Origin of the sequence: Hydrogenophaga bisanensis (assembly GCF_042665135.1) — a bacterium.
Taxonomy (GTDB): domain Bacteria; phylum Pseudomonadota; class Gammaproteobacteria; order Burkholderiales; family Burkholderiaceae_C; genus Hydrogenophaga; species Hydrogenophaga bisanensis.
Map to the genome: position 1 here is coordinate 80,000 of NZ_JBHTBX010000004.1, position 20,478 is coordinate 100,477.

Sequence of the window (20,478 nt, forward strand, 5' to 3'; positions counted from 1 at the left end):
CTAGAAACTGCCGCATTTCAATCAACACGATAGCTGTCTACATATCCAGTTCAGTTCGCGTAAAGTATTGATTTATATGTATTCTATCAGCGCCAATCAACGGGGGCAAATACTAAAAAGTCAGGATTGTGATTCCTGTTGTCGTGGGTTCGAGTCCCATCAGCCACCCCAGATAGATGCAAAGCCCGGTCTCGCACCGGGCTTTGTCGTTTCTGGCCGGACCCAGTCTGTCGTCCTAGCGAACGGGGCCCTCCAGTTGTTCGCTCAGTTCGACGCAAAGACGGGCGGCTTCTTCAAAGTCCATCTGTTCAATGGCCGCCAGCAAGGGCACCAGTGCCGGCTGCTCGTGGGTGTGGGACTCCAGCGGCGCACACACCTCGAAGACGGCCATGTCAGAGGCGAGCAGCAAGGGGTGTAGCGCCGCCAGGAGACGCCCGACTTCGCTTGGGTTGCCTGCTGCAGTCGCTGGCGCTGGTGGTTCAGCCGGTCCTGGCGTCAAGGCCACTTGCGCAGGGCGGGTCTCCGGCTGGATCAGTCGCTCGATGTCATCGAGCAACTGCCGCAGCGGTCCGGCGATGTCCATTGAAGCGGGATCGATCGGGTTCTTGCACAGCATTTCCAGTCGTGCGGCCTCTTGGGCCTGATCCGGCATGCCCAGGGTGCCGGTGGCTCCCTTGAGGCTGTGCAGTTCGCGGGCAAGCTGGCCCCGCCTGCTGGGCTCCGTCGACGCTTCGATTCGCTGGCGCGTCGTCGGCCAGTCATGGGCAAAGCGCGCGATCATCCGGTCCAGGAAAGCCGCGTCCCCACCCAGTCGGGCAATGGCCTGAGCGCGGGCATCGTCCTGCCGGTTCGTGGCCTGGCTGCCGGGCGCCGGCGCATGGTGCCCGGTGACCTGGCAGATCAGGCGCGAGAGCTCATGAATGTCGAACGGCTTGCCGACGTGTTCGACCATGCCGGCCGCCAGACAGGCCTGCCGGTCGCTGCCCATCGCGTTGGCGGTCATGGCGATGATGGGAGGGCATTGGTCGCCCATGCGGGCCAGCAGTTCACGGGTGGCGGTCAGACCATCCATGAACGGCATCTGCATATCCATCAGCACGAGATCGAAGCGCTGGGGTTGGGGCGGGGAATCGAAGGCATCGATGGCTTGCAGGCCATCGTCGGCCAATGCCACCTCCGCACCCTCGGCCTGCAGCAGTTCCTGGGCAATCTGCTGGTTCAGCCGGTTGTCTTCAGCGACCAGGATCTTCAGGCCCAGAAGAGGGCGTGGTCTCTCCATAAGGTTGTCACGCGCGCTGGTCACCGAGGGACGGGGCGGCCCCTCGGTCTTGAGCAGCTGCTCGACCGTTTCCTTCAGTTCCCTGGGGGTGAACGGCTTGGACAGCAAGGCGTCCGGACCTTCTATCAAGGCGTGTTCGCCGCTGAGCTGTTCTCGGTCGAGGGCGCTGACCAAGGCCACGATGCGCAGGTGTGCCAGCTCCCGCTTGGCCCGCAACCGGCGGAGCAGTTCACCGCCCGGCATGTCGGGCAGAGTCCAGTCCAGCAGGACCAGATCGGGGACCATGGCGCGATTTCCGTCGCCCTCGATGGAGACGCTCGCCAGGGCCTGTACGGCGTTGTCCGCCGTTTCGATCTTCCACCCTTGGGCACTGGCCGTACGGCCGATCACGCTCATGGTGTGCGGGTTCTCTTCGACGATCAGGATGCGTGGCTGGGGCTGCCGGACGGTGGCGGGCGGTCTGCTTTGGGGCATCGGCGCCAGGGGAAGGCCGAGTTCAAACCAGAATCGGCTTCCCTGGCCGGAGCGGCTTTCCAGGTGGATCTGGCCGCCCATCAGGGCCAGCAGCTGGCGGGTGATGGCCAGGCCCAGTCCACTGCCACCAAATCGCCGGGCCGTGGAGGCCTCAGCCTGGGTGAAACCGTCGAAGATCCGCTCCTGATGTTCCGCGGCAATGCCGATGCCGGTGTCCTGAACCTCGAAGCGCAGCCGGGTGTGCCATCTGTCGGTGGACAACTGCGTGACCTTTAGCACCACCTCGCCCTGCGGGGTGAATTTCACCGCATTGCTGCCCAGGTTCAGCAGCACCTGCTGCAGGCGCAGCTCATCGGCGACCACCCATTCCGGCAGGTCATGGTCGATGTCGTAGATCAGCTCGACCGGCTTGTCACCGGCAGATACCGTGAGCAGGTGGGACAGGTTGCGCAGCAGGTTCTCCAGGCGCATGGGTTGCGGATCGAGTTCGAGCTTGCCGGCTTCGATCTTGGAGTAATCCAGGATGTCGTTGATGATGCCCAGCAGCGAGCGCGCCGCGCCTTCGGCCTTGCTGGCGTAGTCGGCCTGCCTGGGCGACAGGGGTGTCTTGCCCAGCAGCGCCAGCATGCCCCGGATCGCATTCATGGGGGTGCGGATCTCGTGGCTCATGGTGGCCAGGAATTCGCTCTTGGATCGCGACGCACTCAGGGCCGCCTCACGCGCCTGAACCAGCTCGGTGATGTCGATGCGGAAGCCGACGGTGTAGCCGTCGGGCGTGCGCCGCTCGGCGATGCGCAGGATGCGCCCGTCATCGAGGGGCTGGATGAAGTCCGAGCTCTCCTTGTGGCGCAGGGCCAGACGCTCTGCCACCCATTCGTCTTCCCGTCCGACGGCGTGCTGATATTGGCCGGCACGGGCTCCGTGGCGGAGGATCTCCTCGAAGGCCACGCCGGGGCGGATGAGCTCCGCGCTGTGCCGGTAGACCTGACGGTATTTCTCGTTGCAGTAGACCAGCCGGTCTTGCGGGTCGTACAGAGAGAAGGCCTCGTTGAGGGCACCGATGGCCTCTTTCAGGATGCGCTCGTTCTTTTCGGCCTCCTGCTGCGCTTGCCTTCGGGCAGTGATGTCCATGAAAGTGATCACGTGGCCCCCGCCCGGCATGGAACCACCGCGAATTTCCACCCAGGTGCCATCGGGTCGTTTGCGCTCGATGACCTGGCCGTTCAGCACCTTCTGCAGGTTGTGGTGCCCTCGCTGGAGGAGCACCCCGATGTCGCCTTCTCCATACTCGCCCTGATGTGCGCCATAGCTGACGAGATCATCCAGCGTCACCTTGCCAGAAAGCAGCATGTCCGAGGGCAGATCCATGAGGCGGATGAACTCGTCGTTCCAGAGGGTGACGGTCCTCTCGGCATCCACCGCGCACAGACCGCAAGGCAGGTTGTGCAGCACCGCCTGCAACTGCGTCCCGCGGCGCTGCAGCTCCTGGCGCAACTCGATCCATGAGGTCACATCCTGCACCGCGCCAATCAGCTGGGTCGTGCGACCCGCCTCCCGCTGGGCCTCTCCGACCATCCGTACCCAGCGCTGGATGCGTCCCTGTGGCGCCATGGGCAACTCAAGGTCAAAGGGAATGCCCTCAATGATGCAGCGGCGAATGGCGGCCGTGAGCATCTGCCGTTCCTCGGGGGGATAGACGCCCAGCGCCTCCTCGGTGCTGGGTCGGTGACCCTCGGGCACACCGTGAATGCGGCAGGTGTGGGCCGACCACTCCAGCGTGTCGCTCTGGACATCAAGCGACCAGCCGCCCAGGCCCGCCACCCGGCCTGCGTTGTCCAGAAACGCCCGGCTCTCGTGCAGCCTGGCCTCCTGCCGGCGCTGCTCGGTCACGTCCTGACAGATGCCGATCACCTTGATTTCGTTGTCATGCCGAACGTCTCCCAGGACTCGCGCCATGTTGCGCAGGATCCGATACTCGCCACCAGGCAGGCGTACGCGGTACTCCGAGGCGTAGTCCTGTCCGGTGTTGAAGGTGTTCACCAACCGTTGCCGGGCGAGCTTGAGGTCTTCAGGGTCGACATGCGTCCGCCAGTGCGTCTTGACTGTGGCTGAATCCGCCGGACCGGTCAGGCCATGCAGGCGGCACATCTGTTCGTCCCATTGGGTCTCTGTCCCAGGCAGCTGGATCTCCCAGACGCCGATGCCGGCACTCTCTGCGGCCAGACGGAACCGCTTGCTGACCATCTGGCGTTCGAGCTGGATCAGCTTGCTCTGGTGGATGTCCTGTTGCGTGCCGGCGATCCACAACGGGCGACCGTCTTCGTGGCGTTCGCTGACCTTGCCGCGGGCCAGGATCCAGACCCAATGCCCTTCACGGTGCCGGATCCGCATTTCGGCCTCGTACATGGCCGACTCCCCATTGAGGTGCCGCTCCAGGGCCACCATGGCCTGCGACAGGTCGTCCGGATGCACGCGTTCGGACCAGGTGGCAATCGTGGTTTTTCCGAAGCTGGCCAGGTCCTCGCCCACCATCGCGGCGCCGCGCTGATCGAACTCGGTTTCACCGGTGTCCACGTTCCAGCGCCAGGTGGCCACAGCCGTGCCTTCCATGATCTGGTGCAGCCGCTCCCGCTCCTGGCGCAGGGCCAGCTCGGCCTCCTTGCGCTGCGTGATGTCGGATTCGATCGCCATGAAGCCGGACAGACTGCCGTCGCTGCCCCACATCGGCTGGATCTCGATGGCCAGCCAGTATTGGCGTCCATGCTTGCCGCGGTTGAGCAGCTCACCCTGAAAGGGCTGCCGGGCGTCCAGGGCTCGCCGAAGCCGCTTGAGTTCCTGTTGGTCTGTTTCGGGACACTGGAGCATGCTGCCCGGCGAACGGCCACGGACCTCCTGCAACCGGTAGCCCGTGATGCGCTCGAAGCCATCGTTGACCCAGGTGACACGTCCATGCGGGTCGGTCATGATTACGGCATTCGACGTGCGCTTGGCCACCAGGCTCAGCCGCTCGATCTCGGCGGCCATGGCCCGGGAGGCCTGTTGGTCCCTCAGATCCCGGATGAACAGCGTCCAGCCGTCTGACGTTCCCCCGGGGGACATGTGGGGTGTCTGGGTGATGCTGACCGGCACCTGTGTGCCGTCCGGACGGATCAGGACGGTGTCGCTGACCATTCGCCCGGTCGGACTATGGGTGGTCACGGCTTTGCGCAGCTCATGCTCTGTCAAACCCAGGGCTGACAGCGGCTGTCCGATCAGCTCAGCTTCATTCCGGCCAGCAATCGTCAGTGCGGCCGCATTGCAGAACCGGATGTGCCCGACGGCATCGAGAGAAACCATGCCATCCCGGGTGTCGACCAGCAAGGCCGATGCCCGACGCTCGGTCCGCATTGCCCGGGCAGCCTCCAGGGCATGGGTGGCGGCGGTGGCCAGGTGGGTCAGGGCCTCCCGCTGGGGTGCCGTCAGGCTGCGAGGCTGGCGGTTGATCACGCAGAGGGTGCCGACGGCCTCGCCGCTGGACAACCTCAGCGGCACACCCGCGTACAGGCGGATGTGAGGCTCACCCAGCACCAGCGGGTTGTCGGCAAACCGCGGGTCCAGGGTGGCATCGGGGATTTCCAGCAGACCATCCTCCAGGATGGCGTGGGCGCAGAACGCCACATCCCGGTGGGTTTCGCACACCCCTGGCAGACCATGTGAGGCCTTGAACCATTGGCGCTGCTCATCGACCAGGCTGATCAGCGCGATGTCGGTGTCGCAGCAGGCAGCCGCAGCACCCACCAGGGCATCAAATGCGGCCTCGGCGGGGGTATCCAGCACCTCCAGGGCGCGCAGCGCGGCCAGACGCCGTTCTTCATCGGGAGGGAGGGGGGCGATCTGCATGCGTGTGGGCCTCGGGGACAGTGGGGCGCACACCGGCCGGTCGACGCCACCTTCAGTCCTCTTCATCGGCCATCCAGGGCCATTCCTTGAGACGGCGCATGAGCAGCGGCGTACCCAAAGAAAAGCCCGCCGGGAGGACGGGCTTTCAGGGGCGCGCGGGCGATCTCAGTTGACCAGCACCAGCTTGCCCTTGACCGATCGGGCGCCCATGATGGCGTAGGCCTTGTGCAGATCCTTCATCGGCAGGGTCTGGTCGATCACCGGTTTGATCTGGCCCTTGAGGTACAGGCCGGCCAGGGTCTGCATCATCGCCGCGTTGGCTTTGGGTTCGCGCTTGGCAAAGTCACCCCAGAACACGCCCACGATGCTGGCGCCCTTGAGCAGAGCCAGGTTCAGTGGCAGACTGGGGATCGGACCGCTGGCAAAGCCCACGACCAGATACCGGCCGCGCCAGGCGATCGAGCGGAAGGCCGGCTCAGCGAAATCGCCGCCCACGGGGTCGTAGATGACGTCAGGTCCTTTGCCGTCGGTCAGGCGCTTGATCTCGTCGCGCAGGCCCTGCTGTGGCGTGTGGATGCTGTAGTTGATGACTTCATCGGCACCCAGCAGCCGGCACAGGTCGCATTTCTCGTCGCTGGAGGCCGCTGCGATCACCCGGGCACCCGCAGCCTTCGCGATCTGGATGGCCGCCGTTCCGACGCCACCGGCCGCGCCCAGCACCAGCACGGTCTCACCAGCCTTCAGTTGTGCGCGGTCCATGAGGGCGTGCCACGACGTCGCATAGATCATGATGAAGGCGGCCGCGTCCACCGCCGGGAACCCGTCGGGCAGCGGCATGCACAGCGCGGCAGGGGCCAGGGTGTGGGTGCCGAAGCCGCCGGTGCCGCTGAGGCAGGCCACCGCCTGTCCCACCTTGAGGTGGGTGACACCATCTCCCACCGCGCGGACGATGCCAGCGTATTCCGAACCTGGCACGAAGGGCAGGGGCGGTTTGATCTGGTACTTGTTCTGAACGATCAGCAGATCCGGAAAGTTCAGGCTGGCCGCCTGGATCTCGATCAGTACTTCTCCGGCCTTGGGCTCGGGGGTGGGCAGTTCCTTCCAGGTCAGGGCTTCGACCCCGGTCGGGTTTTCGCACAGCCACGCTTGCATCGTGTCTCCTTGGGTGGTGTCGTCGGAAGATCGCATGATAGGCAGCCTGGCCGTTCGACAGGGTCCATCCACCGTCTGGCCGTGTCTCCCCGGTGACCGACCGGCCGTCGGCCTGCAACTCCTACAATCCCCCGGATGAAGATACTGCTGTGCAATGACGACGGATTCCGCGCACCTGGCATCGAAGCCCTGTATGAGGCCCTGCGCGGGCTTGCCGACGTCGAGGTGGTGGCGCCCGAACACAACAACAGCGCCAAATCCAACGCCTTGACCCTGCATTCCCCGCTGTACGTCCACAACGCGGCCAACGGGTTTCGCTATGTCAACGGCACACCGGCCGACTGTGTGCACATTGCGCTGACAGGGCTGCTGGGTTACCGGCCTGACTTGGTCGTCTCCGGCATCAACAACGGTGCCAACATGGGCGACGACACCATCTACTCGGGAACGGTGGGCGCGGCCATGGAGGGTTATCTTTTCGGCATCCCGGCCATCGCCTTTTCCCAGACGGAACGTGGCTGGGGTCATCTCGACGCGGCCGCGGCCAAAGCCGCCGAACTGGTGGCCCGCCTGTTGCCGTCTTTGCCCAAGGCCGATGAACGCGCGGCGCCCTGGCTGCTCAACGTCAATATCCCCAACCTGCCGGCAGACAAGCTGCGTGGTTTCAAGGTCGCGCGCCTGGGGCGCCGCCATGCAGCCGAGCAGGTCATCATCCAGCAGAACCCGCGCGGCGAGACCATGTACTGGATCGGCAGCGCCGGCCCGGCCAAGGACGATGCCGAAGGCACCGATTTCCATGGTACCGCCCAGGGCTACGCGACCATCACGCCGCTGCAGGTGGATCTGACCGATCACGAACGTCTTCCCTACTGGGCGCCTTTGGCCGCGCAGTTGTCTGCGGGCGCCGTGGCGCCTGTCGAAGGCCATGGGGCATGAAGAAACCCTTGTCGCCTGCGCCCAGGGGGGCGTCGGTGCCCGCGGGTGCCGAGCGTCCCCGGCCGTCGTTTCCTGCACGCCTTCCGGCGTCCGCCGCGCCGCAGCCCGCGCGCAAGGGGGCTGTGAGCATTCCGGCCGTACAGCCCGCCGCAGCCGCGCCCGTGCGGGACGAGCGGGTGGGTGCGGTCGGCGCGCAGGCCATGCGCATGGCCATGGTCCAGAAACTGCAGCGTCAGGGGTTGAGCCATCCGGCGGTGCTGGCGGCCATGCAGGCGGTGGAGCGGCACCGTTTCGTCGACAGTGCGCTGGCCAACCAGGCCTATGAGGACACCAGCCTGCCGATCGGTCTGGGGCAGACCATCTCCAAGCCGAACGTGGTGGCCCGGATGCTGGAGCTGTTGTGTGAGGGTCGCAGTGAGCGGCTGGGGCGCGTGCTGGAGATCGGCACCGGTTGCGGCTACCAGGCCGCGGTCCTGAGCCATCTGGCCCAAGAGGTGTACACCATCGAGCGCTTGCGAGGTCTGCATGACCGTGCCCGGTCGAACCTCCGTCCGTTCCGGCTGCCCAATGTCCACCTGCTGCTGGGTGATGGCATGCTCGGATTTGCGGACGGTGCGCCCTACGCGGCCATCATCGCGGCCGCCGGCGGCGAGGCCATTCCGCAGGCCTGGATTGATCAGCTGGCCGAAGGGGGGCGGTTGGTCGCTCCGGCCCTGGTCGGGCCTGGCCAGCAGCGGCTGGTCGTCATCGACAAGACACCCGCCGGTCCAAGACAGCAAGTGCTCGAACCGGTGTTGTTCGTACCTCTAAAATCGGGCGTGTCCTGAGCCCGTCGAAACGGGAGTCTCAGGTTTACGGATCACGAACGGGCACGGGCCAGGCGCCGGTGTCCCCATGGGAGTCGTCAGACATGAAACAACACGTGGAACCCTTGCACCTTGAATGCGGCCGCACCGCGCAGCTCTGGGTGCAGCGGATCACCCTTCTGGCGCTGGTGGCCGGCCTTGCCGTGACAGCGGGTTGCTCGACCCGGCGCGTCGCGCAGCCGGCACCCGTGGAAGAGCGGTCGGGTGCCAAAGCACAGGATGCGGTCAAGGCCTTGCCGGGGGCTGAGAACGCTGGCAAGCCAGGGTACTACACCGTCAAGCCAGGGGATACGCTCTACCGCATTGCACTGGAAAGCGGACAGGCCTGGCGCGATTTGCAGGCATGGAACAACCTGGCCAATCCCAACCTGATCGAAGTCGGTCAGGTGCTGAGGGTGGCGCCGCCGGTGCCTGCTGCCGCGCCAGTTGCTCCCGTCGCGGTGGCGCCGGTGCCCAGCAGCGCCGTGGTCGGGCGGCCGATTGGTCAGGCGGCTGCCACGTCGGCCCCGGCTCCGGCAACCGCGCCTGCGCCTGCGCCTGCCGCTGCGACAGTGGCCCCTGCGCCGGCCCCGGCGGCCGAGCAAGCTTCCGGTCCCGACGAAATCGCTTTTGTCTGGCCAGCTCAAGGTGGGGTGATTGCCACTTTCGACGAGGCGCGCAACAAGGGGGTCTCGATCGGTGGCAAACCGGGTGACCCCGTAGTCGCAGCCGCCGACGGCCGGGTCGTGTATGCGGGCGCCGGTCTGCGGGGTTACGGCAACCTGGTGATCCTCAAGCACAACAACACCTATCTCACTGCGTATGCTCACAACCAGGCCCTGCTGGTGCGTGAGGACCAGCAGGTCAAACAGGGTCAGCGCATTGCCGAAATGGGCAGCAGCGACACCGACCGTGTCAAGTTGCACTTCGAGGTGCGCCGCCAGGGCAAGCCGGTCGATCCGCTCAACCACCTGCCCAAGCGCTGAGGCGAGCCGCCTTGAGCTGGCCTGTCCTCGTCTTCGACATCGAGTCGGTGCCGGACGTGGCAGGCCTTCGCTTGCTGCGCGCAGATCCTGCCGGACACAGCGACTCACAGGTTTACGAGGCGTGGCTGGCGGAGCGCAAGGAAAAGGGGCAGGGCGATTTCGCTCCGCTGCACCTGCAGCGGGTGCTGGTCATCAGCGTGGTCTTTCGCAACGCGGAGGGTTTGCGCGTGCACTCCTTCGTCGACCGTGACGGGCAGAGCGAAGGCAAGGTCATCCAGACCTTCTTTCACACGATCGAAAAACACCAGCCGCAGCTGGTGAGCTGGAACGGCGGCGGTTTTGACCTGCCGGTGCTGCACTACCGCGGCCTGCGCCACGGTGTCGAGGCCAGCAAGTACTGGGACATGGGCGAGGACGACCGCGAGTTCAAGTGGAACAACTACATCAGCCGCTACCACATGCGCCATCTGGACCTGATGGACTTGCTGGCCATGTACAACCCCCGGAACAACGCACCGCTGGACGCGCTGGCCAAGCTGTGCGGTTTTCCCGGCAAGCTGGGCATGGACGGTTCCCAGGTGTGGCCCCAGTACCAGGCGGGTGGTCTGGAAGACATCCGTCGCTATTGCGAGACCGACGTGATGAACACCTACCTGGTGTACTGCCGCTTCCAGAAGATGCGTGGTGGTCTGACCGAGGCCGAGTATGCGCAGGAGATCGACTTGGTGCGGGAGACCGTGGCGCAACTGGCCACCGGTGAGCCGCACTGGCGGGAATACCTGAACGCCTGGACCGATGCGGGCAGCGTCGGGACCACGCCCGGATCAGGCGGCGCCACCGTCTCCTGAGACAATCGGGGCATGAGCCAAGAGATCCCCGACAACACCGTTCCTCCCACATCCCCGTCCGGCGGCCTCCCCGAGGGTTGGCTGGCCGTCGAGTCCCTGGACATTGAAGCCCAGGGCATTGCACACCGGCCCGATGGCAAGGTGGTCTTCATTGAGGGCGCACTGCCGTTCGAGCAGGTCAGTGTCAGCGTCAACCGGCGCAAGAACAACTGGGAAGCGGCCACCGCCACGGTGATCCACCGCGAGTCTTCACAGCGGGTGCGCCCCGGTTGCCCGCACTTCGGGCTGCATGCCGGTGCCTGTGGCGGCTGCAAGATGCAGCACCTGCACGAGTCGGGTCAGGTGGCCATCAAACAGCGGGTGCTGGAGGACAACCTCTGGCACCTGGGCAAGGTGAAGGCGGAGACCTTGCTGCGCCCGATCCAGGGACCGGCCTGGGGCTACCGCTACCGGGCGCGTCTGTCGGTGCGCTACGTGCACAAGAAAGGCGAGGTGCTGATCGGTTTTCATGAGCGCAAGAGCCGCTACGTGGCCGACATGAAGGTCTGCCACGTGCTGCCGCCGCATGTCAGTGATCTGCTGCTGCCGCTGAGGGAGCTGATCTTCAGCATGGATGCCCGCGAGACCTGCCCGCAGATCGAACTGGCCTGCGGCGACGAGGTCACGGCGCTTGTGCTGCGGCACCTGGAACCCCTGTCCGAGGATGACCAGAGTCGCCTGCGTGCCTTTGCGCAGCAGCACGGTGTGCAGTGGTGGTTGCAGCCCAAGGGCCCGGACACGGTTCGACTGCTGGATGAGCAGGGACCGGTGCTGTCCTACCGACTGCCCGAGTTCGGCGTCCACATGCCGTTCAAGCCCACGGATTTCACCCAGGTCAACCCCCACATCAACCGGGTGCTGGTGGCACGTGCCCTGCGTCTGCTGGACGCCCAACGCGATGAACGGGTGATCGACTGGTTCTGCGGCCTGGGCAACTTCACGCTGCCGATCGCCACGCAGGCTGGCGAGGTGTTGGGCATCGAAGGCAGCGAGGCGCTGGTGGCGCGTTCACGGGACAACCTGCGCCACAACCAGACGGACCGGCTTCAGCCTCTGGCACCGACGTCCTTTGTGGCGCGCAACCTGTTCGAGATGACGCCGGAACTCCTGGTGGCCGATGGCGTCGCCGACCGCTGGCTGGTGGATCCGCCACGCGAGGGCGCATTTGCCCTTTCCAAGGCGCTGGCCGATCTGCACCAGGATCCGTCACGCCGGGCGGGGTGGACGCCGCCGCGCCGGATCGTCTATGTCAGTTGCAACCCGGCCACCCTGGCGCGTGATGCCGGCCTGCTGGTGCATCAGGCTGGCTACCGCTGCACGGCAGCGGGGGTGGTCAACATGTTCCCTCACACGGCACACGTCGAAAGCATCGCGGTGTTCGATCTGTCGGGCTGAGGACCCGGAAAAAGGCTCAGGACCGGCGCGCGCTGCCGGTCTTGCGTTCGGGCAGGATGATCTCTTCGATCGGCTCATCCGCCTTCGGCACATCCTTCGAGGATTCGGACTCGTTCGGCATCCCGACGATCTCGTTCTCTCGCATGTACTGATCCATTTCCTTCCAGCCCGCGAAGACCGCCGCCTTGCCGGCCTTGGGGTTGGATCGGAAGCAGTCCTCGATGCTGCGCACCGCGTGGCGGCAGGCGCTGCCGATGGCCTTGCCTTCGGCCTCCTTGCGCGCCGCCACCTGGCTGGCGGTCTCGATCCCCAGCAGGTCGCACCCGGCCAGCAAGCCGGTGGCGCTGAGCATCAGAAGGAGTCGTGCAGAGCTGAACATGTCTCAAATGTCGGCCGGCACCTGGAAATCTTGAGCGCTTTCGGGCCTGAACGGCCACGAAAAAGGGGGCCGAAGCCCCCCTGATCAGACGGACGAGACCTTGGCGTCACTCACGGTCACCACCGAAGATGCCCAAGAGGGCCAGCAGGCTCTGGAAGATGTTGTACAGGCTCAGGTACAGGCCCAGGGTGGCGGCAATGTAGTTGGTCTCGCCGCCGTCCACGATGCGCTTGAGGTCATACAGCAGATAGAGGCTGAAGACCACGATGGCCAGCGTGGCGATGGCGGCAAAGGCCGCCGGGCTGCCGACGAACACGTTGATGATGCCGCCGATCATGATCGCCAGGGCACCGGCAAACAGCCATTTGCCCATGCCCGAGAGATCTCGCTTGATCACCGTGGACAGGTTGGCCATCACGAAGAACACGCCGGCGGTACCCGCGAAGGCGGTCATCACCAGGTCAGAGCCATTCTTGAAGCCCAGCACCACGGCCAGCATGCGCGAGAGCATCAGGCCCATGAAGAAGGTGAAGGCCAGAAGAATCGGCACGCCGGCGGCAGAGTTCTTGAACTTCTCGATGGCGAACATGAAGCCGAAGGCGCCACCCAGGAAAACCACCAGACCAATACCGCCCGTCAGGCCGGCGGTGATGCCGGTGCGAAGTCCCACCCACGCACCCAGGGCGGTGGGCAGCAGCGACAGCGCAAGCAGCCAGTAGGTGTTGCGCATGACCTTCTGGCGCTCGTAGGCCAGACCTGTGGTCGTGTGACCGAAGGTGCCGGTCTGCAGGGGTTGCTGGTTCATGACGTACTCCTGTGGATGACGGGGGTGACGATAAAAGTCCGCATTCTAGGGGCCGTTCCCGATCCCTGTCGGTCAGCCCCTGCCGCAGTCAGATCATTTTTGACTCCCATGACAGCAATTGCTGCGGTATGGTTGCCAGCCTGAACGTCCTGCTTTCCAATCATGCGGACGATCCGTCAGACCTTCAACACAGGATAAAGTTCATGAAAAACAAAGCCGTACTCGAACTGGCCGATGTCAAGGCGGTGGCTGCCGCCGCCGAAGCCGAGGCGCTGAAAAACAACTGGGCGGTCACGATCGCCATCGTGGATGACGGTGGTCACCTGCTGTGGCTGCAGCGTCTGGACGGTGCTCCCCCGATCTCTGCCCACATCGCACCCGCCAAGGCCCACACGGCCGCGCTGGGCCGCCGTGAGAGCAAGGTCTATGAGGACGTGATCAACCAGGGCCGCATGTCCTTCCTGAGCGCACCGGCCATCGAGGGCATGCTCGAAGGCGGGGTGCCCATCCTGGTGGATGGCCAGTGCATTGGTGCCGTCGGCGTCAGCGGCGTGAAGTCCAGCGAGGATGCCCAGATCGCGAAGGCGGGGATCGCCGTCCTGGGTTGAGCCGCTTCGGTTTCAAAGGTGAAAAAATGCCTGGCTAACGAAGCGTTCAGACTTCCTGGCTGGCAAAAAACGACGCTCGGGAATGATGTTCCCGGTGTCGCCCCACGATGAAACAGATGGATGGCGGGCGGGCTGTCCTTACTTGGTGAGGATCAGCTTGCCCTGGCGGGTGGTCTGCAGGCGGTAGACCGACCCGTTGTGTTCGATCACGATGGCATGGCGACCTTGCAGGAGGTCGTTGCTCTGCAACACAGGGCCGTGCGGTGCGGTGGCGGGTGTCTGCACGCCAGTGGGCGTGCTTCGGACAGGTTCCTGGCTGGCAGGCATCACGCAGTCGGGCATGTCATCTCTCCTCGTGTGTCAGCGGGTCAGGGGGTGGCCGGCTCGGTGATGAAGCCGATCTTGCGCACGCCGGCACGCTGGGCTGCGGCCATGGCCTGGGCCACACGTTCGTAGCGCACCGCCTTGTCGCCCCGGATATGCAGTTCGGGCTGAGGCTCCTGGGCGGCCGTCTGGGCCAGGCGCTGCTCGAAGTCGGCGTCCTCCACCCGCAGCTCGTTCCAGTAATACACACCCTCCGCATCGACCGACAGGCGCACGTTCTCGGGCTTGTCGAGCACCTTCTCGTTGCTGGCACGTGGCAGGTCGATGTTCACCGCGTGTTTGATCACGGGGACGGTGATGATGAAGATGATCAGCAGCACCAGCATCACGTCGATGAACGGGATCATGTTGATCTCGCTGAGCATCTCGTCGCTGTCGTCCTGGGTTCCAATGGCCATGGTTTGACTCCTCAGGCCTTCTTCATCGGCAGCACTTTGCCGTCGCCACCCGCGGTCACCCGCGCACCGGTGACGAAGTAGGCATGCAGGTCGTGGGCGAAGCGGTTGAGCTTGTGCGTGATGGCCTTGTTGCCTCGCACCAGGGCGTTGTAGCCCAGCACGGCAGGGATCGCCACCAGCAGTCCCAGCGCGGTCATGATCAGGGCCTCTCCGATCGGGCCTGCCACCTGGTCGATGCTGACCTGGCCGGCGGCACCGATGCCCAGCAGTGCGTGATAGATGCCCCACACCGTGCCGAACAGGCCGACAAAGGGGGCCGTGGAAGCAATCGAGGCCAGCACCGTCAGGCCACTCTGTGCCCGGGCCGTGTGGTCGTCCAGGCTGCGGCGCAGGCTGCGTTCGACCCAGTCGCTGACGTCCAGGCTGTCATGCAACTGCGGGCCTGTGCGCCCGTCCTTGTGCAGGATGTGGCGCGTGGCTTCACGGCCTTCGGTGGCCAGCGCCCGGAATGGGTTGCCATCGGCCTCGCCCAGCTTGTCCAGCCCTTCGGCAAAGTCGGCGCTGTGCCAGAAACTTTCGCAGGCCTTGGCCTGCTTGCGGTAGCCGCGCTGGTCCAGCACCTTCCACAGGATGATGATCCAGGTGGCCAGCGACATGATCAGCAGCACGATGGCCACGGCGCGGGTGACGGCGTCGCCCTGGGTCCACACGTGGGCCAGGCCGGAAGAGGCGAAGTTCGAATCCATGGGTAGTTGATCTGCGGTCGGAAAAAAGTCAGAGCAGGGCAGGGCCTCACTCCAGCACAAAGTTGATGGGTACGTTGAACCACATGGCCTCGGGCACTCCTGCCCGTTTGCCAGGAACATAGCGCCACTTGAGCACCGTTTGCAGCGCGGCCTGATCCAGGCGCTCAAAGCCACTGGAGCTCCGGATCTCGGCCTGGCTGGCGGTGCCGTCGGTGCCGATAAGGACGCGCACCACCACGCGGCCCTGCTCACCCAGGCGCCGTGACAGCGGCGGGTACGCAGGTGCGGGATTATTCAGGTAGTCGGCCGTGCTGGAGGGCAGCTGAACGGCTGGCACGGCGGGCTCAGCTGGCCTGGCCGGCGCCGGGCTGGGTTCTGCGGGTGCAGGAGGAACCGGGGCGGGGACGATGGGCGCGTGTTCCGAAGGGGCCGGGTCGGCCACGGCCACCGGCAGTGGGGTGGGCTGTGGCCTGGGTGTTTGGCGGACCACCGGTTGTGGCTTGGGCGTCGGTTGCGGTGCCGGAGGGGGTGGGGTCGGTTCCACCTTGGGCTGGGGCAGCTCGATCAGGTCAGCGATCACCTGGACCGGCACCACCATTTCGACCGCACGGCGTAACAGACCCGACTGCAGGGCCCACAGACCGGCGATGTGCAGGCCGATGACGGCGGCAACAATGAGCAGGCGGCGGTTCATGCGTGCGCTGGGCGTGACCGGTCGGAACCCGTCCAGGGGTGCGGTGGCGGTGGCGTGGGTGGAAAGCATAGTGTATGTACAGGAACTCTCAGGTCCGCAGGACCCACCATGCTGCACCCAGGATCAGGCTGCCGCCGAGGATGGACAGTGAGATTGCCATGGTTGCGGTGGGTCGTTGAAAACTGATATTCGTATTATAAATACGAATTCTTCGCATTGGCGAATGCGAGAGAAATTTTTCCTCAAACTGATCTGAGCAGTTCGGGCTGGACATCTTCCAGTGTCCGGCATCCCGTCAGAGCCATCGCGATCTCCAGTTCATCGCGCAGCAGGCGCAGCACATGGGCCACGCCCGGCGCGCCGGCATTGGTCAGGCCGTGCAGCACAGGTCTGCCCACCAGCACGGCCGATGCGCCCAGGGCCAGGGCTTTCAGGATGTCGGTGCCCCGTCGGATCCCGCCATCCACCAGGACGGGTACCTCGCCTCCGATGGCGGCCACGACATCGGGCAGCGCGCGGGCGGTGGGCTCGGCCGTGTCCAGCGTTCGGCCGCCATGGTTGGAAACGATGACACCGGCGGCTCCGAGGTCCGCCGCCATCCGGGCATCGGCAGGATGGGTGATGCCCTTGAGCAGGATGGGCAGGGACGTCTGCGCTTTCAGCCAGGCGATGTCGTCCCAGGTGGGCGCGCTGCAAAGCAGGCCGTCGAACAGCGCGCTTGTTCCCGCCGCCGGGACGGGCTGGCGAGTCAAAGGCTGCTCATGCAGGTGGACCGCTTCAATGTCTGGCGGCAGCCGGAAGCCGGTGCGGCGTTCGGCGTCCCGTGCGCCATGTACAGGGGCGTCGACGGTGAGCACCAAGGCTTCATAGCCCGCATCCTCGGCGCGCCGGATCAACCGGCCGGTCCAGTCCCGGTCGGCTTGCAGGTACAGCTGGAACCACAGGGGCCCCCGTGCGGGTTCGGTCAGCATCAGGCGGGCCACCTCCTCCATGCTGACGCTGGACTGGGTGCTGAGCACCATGCCAGCACCCAGGACGGCGGCCGCCAGGGCCGCGGCGGCTTCACCCTGGGGGTGCGCCAGGCGTTGGTAGGCCATCGGTGCCACCAGCACGGGATGGGTCCACTCCTTGCCCAGAAGGGTCACCCGGGTGTGTCCTCCGGCCAGTGGGCGCAGCACCCTGGGCCGAAGGCCGATGGCCTGCCAGGCCCGCTGGTTTTCGGTGGCGGTGATGCCGTCGCCGGCGGCGCCACACAGATAGGCCCAGCGGTCGGCGGGCAGGCGCTGGCGGGCCAGCGCCTCGTGGTCGGCCAGGTTCACCACCGACGGCGGCAATGCGGGCTCGCTCATGTCTCAGCCCACAGGCGCAGCAGGTTGTGGTAGGTGCCGGTCAGGGCGGTGGTTTCCTCGCATTCACCCAGGCGCTGGCGCAGCGACAGCAGGTTCATGTCCATGTCGTGGAGCAGACGCCGCTGCTCGTCACTGCGCACCATGCATTGCACCCACAGAAAGCAGGCCACGCGGGCACCGCGGGTGACCGGGGTGACCTGGTGCAGGCTGGTGCCGGGGTACAGCACGGCATGACCCGCGGGCAGTTTCACACCGCGCGTGCCATAGGTGTCACTGACGGTCAGTTCCCCGCCGTCGTACTCGTCGGGGTCGCTCAGGAAGACCGTGCACGACACATCGGTGCGGACATATTCGGTCTGGCCGCCAGCAGCGGCGCGCAGGCGGATGGCATTGTCGACATGGTTGCCATAGGCGTTGGCGGCGCCGCTGTACCGGTTGACCCGCGGGGTGAAGATGCGCAAGGGCAGGGCAGCGCTGAAGAACAGCGCCGAGCGATTCAGCCCCTGCAGAACCATTTGCCGGATGACGGTGGCGGCTTCGCAGTCGTGGGGCAACTGCTCGTTGTTCTTGACCATCTGTGCCTGGGGGCCGGCGCTCTCGCGCCCGTCGTCCCAGGGGGCCTCGGTGAGCAGACGGCGTGCCAGGGCCAGTTCGCCAGCGCTGAGGATATCGGGAAGGGTGATCAGCATGGTGTCAGCAATCCGGACATGAAAGGAATAAGGCCGCCCCGCCTGGGGCGGAGCGGCCTTGAGAGGCCTGCGATCGGACTGTGAAAAGCGATCAGAATTTCAGGCTGGCGGTCACCTGAAGCGTGCGGCCCGCACCCGGGATGTAATGGGCCGGGTACAGCTGGTCGGCGTACAGCTTGTCGGTGACGTTGGTCAGGTTGGCCTTGAGCGTCAGGCGGTCGAAGTCGAACTTGTATTCGGCCATCAGGTCAGCGGTCACGTACGAGGGCACGGTCCATTCCACACGGGTGGGCTTCTGCTTGCCGCGGAAGTTCAGGCCGGCACCCAGGCGCAGTCGCGGGGTGAACTGGTAGGTGGTCCACACGGTACCGCTGTGCTCGGGCGTGAGGGCCGGGCGGTCACCCGGGCGCTCGCCGGGGCTGCTTTGGGCGCATCCACCGGTGCGCGGGCAGGGGGCCGCTTTGTCGACCTTGGCGACCGGCAGCCACATGTAGGAACCGAAGACCTCCCACTGCGGCGTCAGGCGGCCGGCGATGTCGGCCTCGAAGCCCGCCACATGCCGTTTGCCCGAGAGGGTGACCACGGGCAGGTCAGGGTCGGTGTTGCGCTCGTTGTACTTCTCGGAGCGGAACACGGCCAGGCGGGTGCTGAAGCGTTTGTCGGCCGAGTCCAGCTTGGCGCCGATCTCGAAGTTGCGGCTCTTCTCGGGCGGCGTGTCCACGTTGTCGGCGCCCAGCGAGTAGGCGTCACCCGAGGTGTTGAAGGACTGGCCCACCGAGGCGTGGAACGAGTGCAGCGGTGTGGGCTGGAACAGCACGCCGGCGCGCGGGCTCCACTCGGACACCTTCATGCGGTAGCTGGTGGTGGTCGTGGGACCCGCAGCGGCCGCGGGGATCGAGAACGCATCGTAGTCACCGGTCAGGTTGTCGTAACGGATACCCGCCACGACCTTCCAGGCCAGCGCAATCTGCACCGTGTCCTGCACATAGGCGCCCCAGCCCTGCGAGGTGTACTGGTTGTTGACGCGCAGTACGCGAGAGCCTTCATTCACGCGGGCGCCATCGTCCGGGGTGCCGACGCGGGTGGTGGGCTTGGTCAGGTCGACACCGCCCTGGGCACGTGAGCGGGCCGCGAACACCGTGCGTTCCTCGCGCGAGACATCGACACCGGTCAGCAACTCGTGCTTCATGCCCAGGGCGTCGAACTTGCTTGAGTAGTCGCTCTGGAACTGTGCGGTGTCCATGTCCTGGATCTTCAGGTGGTTACCGCGGGTGAAGATCGTGTTCGGGCCGAAGTTCTCGAGCGTGTTCGAGGTGGGGCACTGCGGATTGGTCACGGCGCCGGTCTGCTGGTTCACGCCTCGGGTGCACAGGCGGATGGCCCCCGAGCGCTGGTCACGCTCGAACTTGCCGACACGCACTTGCGTCTTGAGTTCGCTGTCGCGGCTGAAGCGGTGGGTATGCGCAAAACCGGCAATGGTGGCACCGCTGTCGTTGTAGTCGCTGTCCAGGCCGTAGTAGGCGTCCGGATCCAGCGGCAGCAGCACGCGATTGGTGGCGGTGCGCGTGGGCGCAATGAACGGGATGCCGTAGTTGATGCCGTTGTTGTTGTCCAGGTGGTACAGGCTGGCCTGGAACTCGTTCCTCTCGCCGATGCCCCAGCGGTAGGCGGCGGCCAGGCCGCGCTTGTCGATGCTGGAGCCGCTGCCGTTGTTGTCGGCCTTGGTGGCCATGGCATTGATGCGCAGCGCGGCGCTCTCGCCGGTCTTGATGTTGAAGTCGCCCGTGGCACGCACGTATTTGTGGTTGCCCAAGGTCAGGTCGACCTGGTGCTCGTCGATCAGGCGGGGCTGCTTGGACACCTGGTTGACAGCGCCACCGGTGGATCCCCGGCCGAACAGCATCGAGGCAGAGCCGCGCAGCACCTCAAGGCGGTCCAGGTTGAAGGTGTCGCGGTCATAGATGGCCGGGTCGCGCATGCCGTCGATGAACAGGTCGCCGGTCGCCTGCAGGGCGAAGCCGCGCAGGCGGATATCTTCTTCGCCACCTTCGGCGGCCAGGAAGGTGATGCCGGCGGTGTTCTTCAGGGCTTCCTTGACGGTGTCCAGATTGCGGTCGTCGATCAGTCGCTCGGTCACCACGGTCACGGATTGCGGAATGTCGCGCAACTGCTGCTTGCCCTTGCCGATGGTGACTTCGGTGGCGCGCACGGCGTCCTTGCCTTCCGGTGCTTCGGCGCTCTCGCGGACGGTGACGGTGCCCAGGGTCCGGCCCGTGTCGGTCGGCACAGCGGGTGTCGTCTGGGCCATGGCGTTCAGGGAGCCAGCCAGCAGCATGGCGCCCAGGGGCAGGAGGACGGCGTTGGAATGGGAAGCAGGGGGAGGTTGCAGGCGGTGCGCCTGCTGTCGGCCGCGGGCGGCTTTCTTGCGTTGGGACATGGCTCGGATGCGTTGAAGTTGTCGGCTGGCTTCAACGACCCGGCGTTGTGGCTGGCTGGAGGCCGAAATCTTATTCTAAATGCGAACGATTCGTAAAGTATTTTAAAGAGAGTGTGGTGTGAGAATGACGCTGTCGTGCTGACGATGCTGCGCCGC

At 65.5% G+C, this 20,478-nt stretch carries 17 protein-coding genes; 6 read left to right on the top strand and 11 right to left on the bottom strand.

What is annotated here, in order from left to right; genetic code table 11:
• Nucleotides 1–235: 235 nt before the first annotated feature.
• Together ACFQNJ_RS07365 and ACFQNJ_RS07370 are read right to left on the bottom strand one after the other, a co-directional pair.
• Complete coding sequence (locus ACFQNJ_RS07365; RefSeq protein WP_382255559.1) at nt 236–5,632, bottom strand: PAS domain S-box protein; 5,397 nt, start codon at nt 5,630–5,632, stop codon at nt 236–238.
• Nucleotides 5,633–5,797: 165 nt separating this feature from the next.
• A complete protein-coding gene (locus ACFQNJ_RS07370; protein WP_382255562.1) occupies nt 5,798–6,784 on the bottom strand; it encodes an NADPH:quinone oxidoreductase family protein in 987 nt (328 codons plus the stop codon).
• A 135-nt stretch (nt 6,785–6,919) separates the two neighbouring features.
• On the opposite strand from ACFQNJ_RS07370, the gene surE reads away from it, so the two are divergent.
• The 5 genes from surE (at nt 6,920) to rlmD (ending at nt 11,833) form a co-directional block, all read left to right on the top strand.
• Nucleotides 6,920–7,720: a 5'/3'-nucleotidase SurE gene (surE, locus tag ACFQNJ_RS07375; RefSeq protein ID WP_382255565.1), complete on the top strand. Its 801-nt coding sequence runs from the start codon at nt 6,920–6,922 to the stop codon at nt 7,718–7,720.
• Nucleotides 7,717–8,547, top strand: coding sequence for a protein-L-isoaspartate(D-aspartate) O-methyltransferase (locus tag ACFQNJ_RS07380; RefSeq protein WP_382255567.1), 831 nt, complete (start codon nt 7,717–7,719; stop codon nt 8,545–8,547). Before surE ends, ACFQNJ_RS07380 begins: the two co-directional genes overlap by 4 nt.
• An 83-nt stretch (nt 8,548–8,630) precedes the next feature.
• The gene (locus ACFQNJ_RS07385; RefSeq protein WP_382255569.1) at nt 8,631–9,551 is read left to right on the top strand and encodes a peptidoglycan DD-metalloendopeptidase family protein; all 921 of its coding nucleotides are present in this window, start codon (nt 8,631–8,633) and stop codon (nt 9,549–9,551) included.
• Nucleotides 9,552–9,562: 11 nt separating this feature from the next.
• Nucleotides 9,563–10,399, top strand: a complete 837-nt coding sequence (locus ACFQNJ_RS07390; RefSeq protein WP_382255571.1) for a 3'-5' exonuclease — start codon at nt 9,563–9,565, stop codon at nt 10,397–10,399.
• Between the two features lie 12 nt (nt 10,400–10,411).
• Nucleotides 10,412–11,833 (top strand): 23S rRNA (uracil(1939)-C(5))-methyltransferase RlmD, encoded by a 1,422-nt coding sequence (rlmD, locus tag ACFQNJ_RS07395; protein ID WP_382255574.1) that lies wholly within the window; start codon nt 10,412–10,414, stop codon nt 11,831–11,833.
• A 16-nt stretch (nt 11,834–11,849) separates the two neighbouring features.
• Here rlmD and ACFQNJ_RS07400 read toward each other — a convergent pair whose 3' ends face one another.
• Complete coding sequence (locus ACFQNJ_RS07400) at nt 11,850–12,212, bottom strand: hypothetical protein (protein WP_374639961.1); 363 nt, start codon at nt 12,210–12,212, stop codon at nt 11,850–11,852.
• Between the two features lie 106 nt (nt 12,213–12,318).
• Nucleotides 12,319–13,017: a Bax inhibitor-1 family protein gene (locus ACFQNJ_RS07405; RefSeq protein WP_374639962.1), complete on the bottom strand. Its 699-nt coding sequence runs from the start codon at nt 13,015–13,017 to the stop codon at nt 12,319–12,321.
• 203 nt (nt 13,018–13,220) lie between these two features.
• On the opposite strand from ACFQNJ_RS07405, the gene ACFQNJ_RS07410 reads away from it, so the two are divergent.
• The gene (locus tag ACFQNJ_RS07410; RefSeq protein WP_382255579.1) at nt 13,221–13,625 is read left to right on the top strand and encodes a GlcG/HbpS family heme-binding protein; all 405 of its coding nucleotides are present in this window, start codon (nt 13,221–13,223) and stop codon (nt 13,623–13,625) included.
• 138 nt (nt 13,626–13,763) lie between these two features.
• Here ACFQNJ_RS07410 and hemP read toward each other — a convergent pair whose 3' ends face one another.
• From hemP to ACFQNJ_RS07445, 7 genes are all read right to left on the bottom strand, one after another.
• A complete protein-coding gene (gene hemP, locus ACFQNJ_RS07415) occupies nt 13,764–13,967 on the bottom strand; it encodes a hemin uptake protein HemP (RefSeq protein ID WP_374639964.1) in 204 nt (67 codons plus the stop codon).
• A 26-nt stretch (nt 13,968–13,993) separates the two neighbouring features.
• The gene (locus tag ACFQNJ_RS07420) at nt 13,994–14,407 is read right to left on the bottom strand and encodes an ExbD/TolR family protein (protein WP_374639965.1); all 414 of its coding nucleotides are present in this window, start codon (nt 14,405–14,407) and stop codon (nt 13,994–13,996) included.
• An 11-nt stretch (nt 14,408–14,418) separates the two neighbouring features.
• Nucleotides 14,419–15,153, bottom strand: a complete 735-nt coding sequence (locus ACFQNJ_RS07425) for a MotA/TolQ/ExbB proton channel family protein (RefSeq protein WP_382255583.1) — start codon at nt 15,151–15,153, stop codon at nt 14,419–14,421.
• 46 nt (nt 15,154–15,199) lie between these two features.
• Entirely contained in the window at nt 15,200–15,847 is a 648-nt protein-coding gene (locus tag ACFQNJ_RS07430) for an energy transducer TonB (protein ID WP_417449749.1), read from the bottom strand.
• Between the two features lie 242 nt (nt 15,848–16,089).
• Entirely contained in the window at nt 16,090–17,196 is a 1,107-nt protein-coding gene (locus ACFQNJ_RS07435; RefSeq protein WP_382255588.1) for an alpha-hydroxy acid oxidase, read from the bottom strand.
• Entirely contained in the window at nt 17,193–17,885 is a 693-nt protein-coding gene (locus ACFQNJ_RS07440; RefSeq protein ID WP_382255590.1) for a Fe2+-dependent dioxygenase, read from the bottom strand. Before ACFQNJ_RS07440 ends, ACFQNJ_RS07435 begins: the two co-directional genes overlap by 4 nt.
• Before the next feature lie 91 nt (nt 17,886–17,976).
• Nucleotides 17,977–20,322: a TonB-dependent receptor gene (locus ACFQNJ_RS07445; RefSeq protein WP_382255592.1), complete on the bottom strand. Its 2,346-nt coding sequence runs from the start codon at nt 20,320–20,322 to the stop codon at nt 17,977–17,979.
• Nucleotides 20,323–20,478 lie beyond the last annotated feature (156 nt).

Excerpts from the sequence above, each read along its gene's own strand:
- ACFQNJ_RS07365 (WP_382255559.1), bottom strand. The coding sequence starts at position 5,632 with ATGCAGATCGCCCCCCTCCCTCCCGATGAAGAACGGCGTCTGGCCGCG.
- ACFQNJ_RS07370 (WP_382255562.1), bottom strand. The coding sequence starts at position 6,784 with ATGCAAGCGTGGCTGTGCGAAAACCCGACCGGGGTCGAAGCCCTGACC.
- surE (WP_382255565.1), top strand. The coding sequence starts at position 6,920 with ATGAAGATACTGCTGTGCAATGACGACGGATTCCGCGCACCTGGCATC.
- ACFQNJ_RS07380 (WP_382255567.1), top strand. The coding sequence starts at position 7,717 with ATGAAGAAACCCTTGTCGCCTGCGCCCAGGGGGGCGTCGGTGCCCGCG.
- ACFQNJ_RS07385 (WP_382255569.1), top strand. The coding sequence starts at position 8,631 with ATGAAACAACACGTGGAACCCTTGCACCTTGAATGCGGCCGCACCGCG.
- rlmD (WP_382255574.1), top strand. The coding sequence starts at position 10,412 with ATGAGCCAAGAGATCCCCGACAACACCGTTCCTCCCACATCCCCGTCC.
- ACFQNJ_RS07400 (WP_374639961.1), bottom strand. The coding sequence starts at position 12,212 with ATGTTCAGCTCTGCACGACTCCTTCTGATGCTCAGCGCCACCGGCTTG.
- ACFQNJ_RS07405 (WP_374639962.1), bottom strand. The coding sequence starts at position 13,017 with ATGAACCAGCAACCCCTGCAGACCGGCACCTTCGGTCACACGACCACA.
- ACFQNJ_RS07410 (WP_382255579.1), top strand. The coding sequence starts at position 13,221 with ATGAAAAACAAAGCCGTACTCGAACTGGCCGATGTCAAGGCGGTGGCT.
- hemP (WP_374639964.1), bottom strand. The coding sequence starts at position 13,967 with ATGCCCGACTGCGTGATGCCTGCCAGCCAGGAACCTGTCCGAAGCACG.
- ACFQNJ_RS07420 (WP_374639965.1), bottom strand. The coding sequence starts at position 14,407 with ATGGCCATTGGAACCCAGGACGACAGCGACGAGATGCTCAGCGAGATC.
- ACFQNJ_RS07425 (WP_382255583.1), bottom strand. The coding sequence starts at position 15,153 with ATGGATTCGAACTTCGCCTCTTCCGGCCTGGCCCACGTGTGGACCCAG.
- ACFQNJ_RS07430 (WP_417449749.1), bottom strand. The coding sequence starts at position 15,847 with ATGAACCGCCGCCTGCTCATTGTTGCCGCCGTCATCGGCCTGCACATC.
- ACFQNJ_RS07435 (WP_382255588.1), bottom strand. The coding sequence starts at position 17,196 with ATGAGCGAGCCCGCATTGCCGCCGTCGGTGGTGAACCTGGCCGACCAC.
- ACFQNJ_RS07440 (WP_382255590.1), bottom strand. The coding sequence starts at position 17,885 with ATGCTGATCACCCTTCCCGATATCCTCAGCGCTGGCGAACTGGCCCTG.
- ACFQNJ_RS07445 (WP_382255592.1), bottom strand. The coding sequence starts at position 20,322 with ATGTCCCAACGCAAGAAAGCCGCCCGCGGCCGACAGCAGGCGCACCGC.